Genomic DNA, 5859 nt, shown 5'->3' with positions numbered 1-5859 from the left:
GTCAGGACCGCAGTGACGAAAGCCCGGATCCCATGGATCCGGGCTTTCGCGCGTCTTGACGCCGTCGCCCCCCACGGGTACTCCCGTAGGACGGAGCCGCCCCTGTTTCCCTCGGCGCGGGGCGGCCGGTGGACCGGGAGGTCGCGCGCATGGCTGCGCCCACGGCACGGCACGAGACCCGCGCACTGCTGCGCGCCCACCTGGCGGCCGCGTCGGGCTACCGCCACCTCACCCACCACTGCCCGGTCTGCCACCGGCTGCTCCGCCTCACCATGGAGTCCCTGACGGCCCCACAGGCGCCGTACGGCGCCCGGGAGTCCGGCAGTGCCCCTCGGCGGCCGGGAGCCCCGCAGAAGGCCACCGGGGCGGGTGCCGCACCGGGGCCCGGCAGGACGGCCGCCGGAGAGCCGGCCGGTGACGAAAGTCCCCCCACGACATGACCAACAGCCGCAGCGATCGGACCACGGGCGGTGGCAGGCTCGTAGGTGAGCGCGGCCCCATCGGTGTGACGCGAGTCACTTAAGTAGTTTTGGGCGCTGCGGACTTTACGCACTTCCTACAACTGGCGAATTTAATATGTGCAATTGCACTCCCCTTTCAGGCACATCCCGGACCGTTCCGTCCGAGCCGGCCCACGTCGCCAGGGACCCGTACGAACAGTCCCGAACAGGCTCGCTCCGAGTCGCACACGGACCCGAGGAAACCGACCCGTCGGCCTGTTCGGCGCCCCTCGCGCGGGCGGGCGGCGGGGCGGCGGCCCGGGAAGCCACGGCGGACCCGGGGCCCGGGCACAGAAAAATCGCGCTGGACCCGGCGGAGTCCAGCGCGATTTCGACGACATGACCTGCGTCTCACAGGGGTGACGCCCGTTGGGGCGGGCGTCCGTCGTGTGTGGAGCTATGGGTGGGGCACCAGCGGGTTGGGGGACCCTTCGGCGGCCCCGGCGGAGCGGTGTGGCTGCGGCGACAGGGGTGTGTCAGGCCTCGCTGCGCTGCTGCGGAATACCCGCAAGCAGTGCGCGGACCTCTGCCTCGCGGTACCGGCGATGTCCACCGAGCGTACGGATGGACGTGAGCTTGCCAGCCTTCGCCCAACGGGTGACCGTCTTCGGGTCCACGCGGAACATCGTGGCGACCTCAGCCGGGGTCAGCAGCGGCTCGGCATCAGGGGTGCGAGCGGTCATGAGCGGCCTCCTCGGGAGAACCGAACCATCTCGGTTCTTTCCTCTAAATTCTGCACCTTGACCCGCGTTGCCCGAAATGGCGGACGCGGGCCGAGTCGGTTATAGGACGAACGGCTTGTCCTCGGCACTACAACTACACCATCCGTCCAGCCACGTCGGCCAAACCGATGGAATTGCCCTCCCAGGTGTTCATCAGCGACGGAAGCCGATGGACCGTGCCATAGCGGACAGTCACGCCCCGGTGACGATCAGTCACAGGGCGAACAGGGGTCGCCAGAAGCCCTCAGACCCCCCATAGCGAGCAATGTGGAGCTTTCCGCCCATAGTTGGACGAACAGAGCCCTCCCCGGACTCCTTGTCCTATTTTGGCATGAGGAGTAGGGAACGGCGCAAGGGCCCCGTTAGTGCTATCCGTCACGCTTGAGGCAAAGGCCCGGTTCGGGACGTAGGTCCCGGGTCAGGCCGCGAAGCCCTACCGTCACACAGTTCACACGAGTCACACAGGACTCAGGTTCACGACCCGTCAGTTCCCGTCACGTCATCTCCGTCCACCTCCACCGGTCCGCCGGTGCCCCCAGGGGGCTCGGTGTCCTCGATGCCGGACACCGCACAGCTTGTCTCTTCCCTCCCGAAGACAGCTCTATGCGGCGGTTGTGGTCACTTGTGACCACACGGGCCGGTCCCTTGTGACCGCACGGACCCCGGCGTCAGTTGGCGAGGCGCCGGCGGCGCACCGCCTGCCACCGCTCGACGAGCCGGCCGTAGGCCACGCCCGCCGCCTCCCGGTCGCCCGAACGCAGGGCGGCGATGCCCTCCGCGACGTCCGCCGCGGACCGGTCCCCGGCGAGCTGCTCACCGCTCAGCGCGTGGACCAGACCGCCGTAGTCCAGCTCGACCAGGGCCCGCGGGTGGAACTCCTCCAGCCAGCGGCCGACATCCACCAGGCCCTCGGTCAGCGGCCCTTCGTCGACCGTCTCCCGCAGCGTCCTCAACGCCCGCGCCAGCCGGCGCCGGGCCTGCACCATCGGCGTGCGGTAGCGCAGCACGGGGCGACCGCCGTCACCGGCCGCCACGTACTCCCTCTCCTCGTCCTCGAAGAGCACGAACCAGCGGACCGGTACGTGCCACACGGTGGTGCGGATCCAAGGACGGGCGTCCGGATTCCGCTCCGCCCACCGCTCATGGTCCGCGACGGCCTGCGCCCGCACCACCGGAGGCAGGACCAGGTCCAGCACATTGGCCGGAAACAGCTCCCCGAGTTCCTCCAGTGCCAGCCATCCGCGCATCCGGGTCCGCCACGGACAGACGCAGACCACCCCGTCCAGCTCCGCGACGAAGGCGTCCTCACTCTCGTGCACCGGGACCGCCACCGGCGGGGTGGGCACCAAGTCCGCCAGCGAACGGCGCAGTTCGTCCTGCACCGTGGGCAGGGACGCGCGCCGCGCGTAGCGGTCCCAGTGGCTCCGCTCGGGTTCGCGGAAGGCGACGAGCGGCTCGTACACCCGCAGATAGGACGTGTAGGGGACGAGCACCGAAGACACCACCGACATGCAGCAGATCGTGTCACGCCCGTACTCCGCCAGGGGGTGATCCTCGGCACGGGGAGCGATCTGCGCGTCCCGAGGACTTACGCTCTTGCCCAGTCGGGCCGGCCGTGCCGGCCGGCCCGCGGTCCTCCCCACCTTCAGGAGGACCTTCCGCCGCTTCGTACTTGGGAGTCACCACAGTGACCGATGTGACCGGCGCGCCTGTCGATGTACTTCACACCCTGTTCCACTCGGACCAGGGGGGCCACGAGCAAGTCGTCATCTGCCAGGACCGTGCCAGCGGCCTCAAGGCCGTCATCGCCCTTCATTCCACCGCCCTGGGCCCCGCCCTCGGCGGCACCCGCTTCTACCCGTACGCCTCCGAGGCGGAGGCCGTCGCGGACGCGCTGAACCTGTCCCGCGGCATGTCGTACAAGAACGCCATGGCCGGACTGGACCACGGCGGCGGCAAGGCCGTGATCATCGGCGACCCCGAGCTGATCAAGTCCGAGGAACTCCTCCTGGCCTACGGCCGGTTCGTCTCCTCGCTCGGCGGTCGCTATGTGACCGCGTGTGACGTCGGGACCTACGTCGCCGACATGGACGTCGTCGCCCGGGAGTGCCGCTGGACCACCGGCCGCTCCCCCGAGAACGGCGGCGCCGGCGACTCCTCGGTCCTCACCGCGTACGGCGTCTTCCAGGGCATGCGGGCCAGCGCCCAGCACCTGTGGGGGGACCCCACGCTGCGCGGCCGCAAGGTCGGCGTGGCTGGGGTCGGCAAGGTGGGTCACCACCTGGTCGAGCACCTGCTCAGCGACGGGGCCGAGGTCGTCGTGACGGACGTCCGCGAGGAGTCCGTACGCCGGGTCACCGACCTGCACCCCGAGGTCACCGTGGCCGCGGACACGGACGCGCTGATCCGCACCGAGGGCCTGGACATCTACGCGCCGTGCGCCCTCGGAGGCGCGCTCGACGACGCGAGCGTCGCCGCCCTCACCGCGAAGGTGGTGTGCGGGGCCGCCAACAACCAGCTCGCGCACCCCGGCGTGGAGAAGGACCTTGCCGACCGTTCGGTCCTGTACGCGCCGGACTACGTGATCAACGCCGGCGGTGTGATCCAGGTCGCCGACGAGCTGAACGGCTTCGACTTCGACCGGTGCAAGGCGAAGGCGTCGAAGATCTTCGACACCACGCTGGCCATATTCGCACGTGCGAAGGCAGACGGGATCCCGCCGGCCGCCGCGGCGGACCGGATCGCCGAGCAGCGCATGGCGGAGGCCCGCCGCCCCCGACGCGGCCCCCCGCCACCGGCCTCCACGGGCACGGCGGCGGGGCGGGCCCCGTACGGGGAGACAAGACTCACTCCGGTCGGCGGGTCGGCGGTCCGGAAGAGGTTAAAATCGCCTTTGACCAGCGAGGACAGGGTCCCCGACGGTCATGTGGACAGGCGCGTGAGACGGGCGGCGTACCGTATGGCCGACGAAGCAGGTACGGTTAAAGCCACGGGCGCGGTCTCTCAGCCGAGAGTCCGTCCCGAAACATGAACGCGTGTCAAGACTCTGGGGCCGTCGAGCCCCGTCACCGAGGGGGTCGAGCCATGGGGCGCGGCCGGGCAAAGGCCAAGCAGACCAAGGTCGCCCGCCAGCTGAAGTACAGCACCGGCGGGACTGACCTGTCGCGTCTGGCCAATGAGCTGGGCGCATCGACTTCGAGTCAACCACCGAACGCCGAGCCGTTCGAGGACGACGACGAGGAAGATGACCCGTACGCACAGTACGCGGATCTGTATAACGACGACGCGGACGAGGACGAACAGTCCGGTCCGTCGTCACAGCGTCGCGGCGCTTGACCTCGCGCTGACACATCAACCCGGTCCGGGCCTGCCCGGACCGGGTTCTGTGCTGTCCCGTCCCGGTGGAAGCCGTCGGCTCTGTGTATAAGAGACAGATGTGCCGTCGTGGTGCCTCTACCGTGCGTAGTCGCCGGTCAGGGCCGCGCCCGTGGTGTGGGCGCCGCGGTCGGTGATCTCTCCGGCGACCCAGGAGTCCACACCCCGGTCCGCCAGCGTCGTGAGCGCCGCGTCGACCGAGTCCGCCGGGACGATCGCGATCATGCCGACGCCCATGTTGAGCGTCTTCTCGAGCTCGGCCCGCTCGACCTGTCCGGCGGTGCCGACCACGTCGAACACCGCGCCGGGCGTCCAGGTGGACCGGTCGACCGTGGCGTGCAGGGAGTCCGGCACGACCCGCGCCAGGTTGCTGGCCAGGCCGCCGCCCGTGACGTGGCTGAAGCCGTGCACCTCGGTCGTACGGGTGAGGGCCAGGCAGTCCAGGGAGTAGATCCTGGTCGGCTCCAGGAGCTCCTCGCCGAGCGTCCTGCCGAACTCCTCGACCTGGCGGTCCAGGGACCAGCCGGCCCGGTCGAAGACCACGTGCCGCACCAGCGAGTACCCGTTCGAGTGAAGACCGGAGGACGCCATGGCGATCACCGCGTCACCCTTACGGATACGGTCCGGGCCGAGCAGCCGGTCGGCCTCGACCACGCCCGTACCGGCGCCCGCGACGTCGAAGTCGTCCGGGCCGAGGAGGCCCGGGTGCTCGGCGGTCTCGCCGCCGACGAGCGCGCAGCCGGCCAGGACACAGCCTTCGGCGATGCCCTTGACGATGGCCGCGACCCGCTCGGGGTGCACCTTGCCGACACAGATGTAGTCGGTCATGAAGAGCGGTTCGGCACCGCAGACGACGAGGTCGTCCACGACCATGCCGACGAGGTCGCGGCCGATGGTGTCGTACACGCCCATCTTGCGGGCCAGATCGACCTTGGTGCCGACGCCGTCGGTGGCGGAGGCGAGGAGCGGACGCTCGTACCGCTTGAGGGCGGAGGCGTCGAAGAGGCCGGCGAAACCGCCGAGGCCGCCGAGGCCCTCGACCTCGGGGCGCCTCGTCTTCTTCACCCACTCCTTCATCAGCTCGACGGCGCGGTCGCCCGCCTCGATGTCGACGCCCGCCGCCGCGTAGGAAGCACCTGTTGTCTCAGACATTGCCCGGGATCTTTCGTGTCGGAATACGGGGCTGGGGGGAAGCGCGCGGACCGGTCCGGGTCACGGACGGCGCAGCGCGTCGGCCGCCGCGGTGGCGGCGGGGCCGGCCG

At 70.1% G+C, this 5859-nt stretch carries 5 protein-coding genes and 1 pseudogene; 3 read left to right on the top strand and 3 right to left on the bottom strand.

Translation table 11 applies throughout. The features are described from left to right. Positions 1-149 precede the first annotated feature (149 nt). On the top strand, positions 150-440 hold the full coding sequence (locus IH13_RS0135325; RefSeq protein WP_031091128.1) for a DUF6274 family protein: 291 nt from the start codon (positions 150-152) through the stop codon (positions 438-440). Between the two features lie 536 nt (positions 441-976). On the opposite strand, the gene bldC is transcribed toward IH13_RS0135325, so the two are convergent. Next, entirely contained in the window at positions 977-1183 is a 207-nt protein-coding gene (gene bldC / locus IH13_RS0135320; RefSeq protein ID WP_003949541.1) for a developmental transcriptional regulator BldC, read from the bottom strand. Positions 1184-1890: 707 nt separating this feature from the next. After that, the gene (locus tag IH13_RS0135315) at positions 1891-2733 is read right to left on the bottom strand and encodes a DUF8083 family protein (RefSeq protein ID WP_031091125.1); all 843 of its coding nucleotides are present in this window, start codon (positions 2731-2733) and stop codon (positions 1891-1893) included. Positions 2734-2909: 176 nt separating this feature from the next. Here IH13_RS0135315 and IH13_RS0135310 point away from each other — a divergent pair. Then, a pseudogene (locus IH13_RS0135310) lies at positions 2910-3995 on the top strand (Leu/Phe/Val dehydrogenase); the annotation flags it as partial. 311 nt (positions 3996-4306) lie between these two features. Next, entirely contained in the window at positions 4307-4558 is a 252-nt protein-coding gene (locus tag IH13_RS0135305) for a DUF3073 domain-containing protein (RefSeq protein WP_028443348.1), read from the top strand. 117 nt (positions 4559-4675) lie between these two features. On the opposite strand, the gene purM is transcribed toward IH13_RS0135305, so the two are convergent. Continuing rightward, the gene (gene purM, locus IH13_RS0135300; protein ID WP_031091122.1) at positions 4676-5749 is read right to left on the bottom strand and encodes a phosphoribosylformylglycinamidine cyclo-ligase; all 1074 of its coding nucleotides are present in this window, start codon (positions 5747-5749) and stop codon (positions 4676-4678) included. Positions 5750-5859 lie beyond the last annotated feature (110 nt).

It is taken from the genome of Streptomyces sp. NRRL WC-3549, assembly GCF_000721935.1.
Classification (GTDB): domain Bacteria; phylum Actinomycetota; class Actinomycetes; order Streptomycetales; family Streptomycetaceae; genus Streptomyces.
This window is presented reverse-complemented; position numbering and strand designations above follow the sequence as displayed.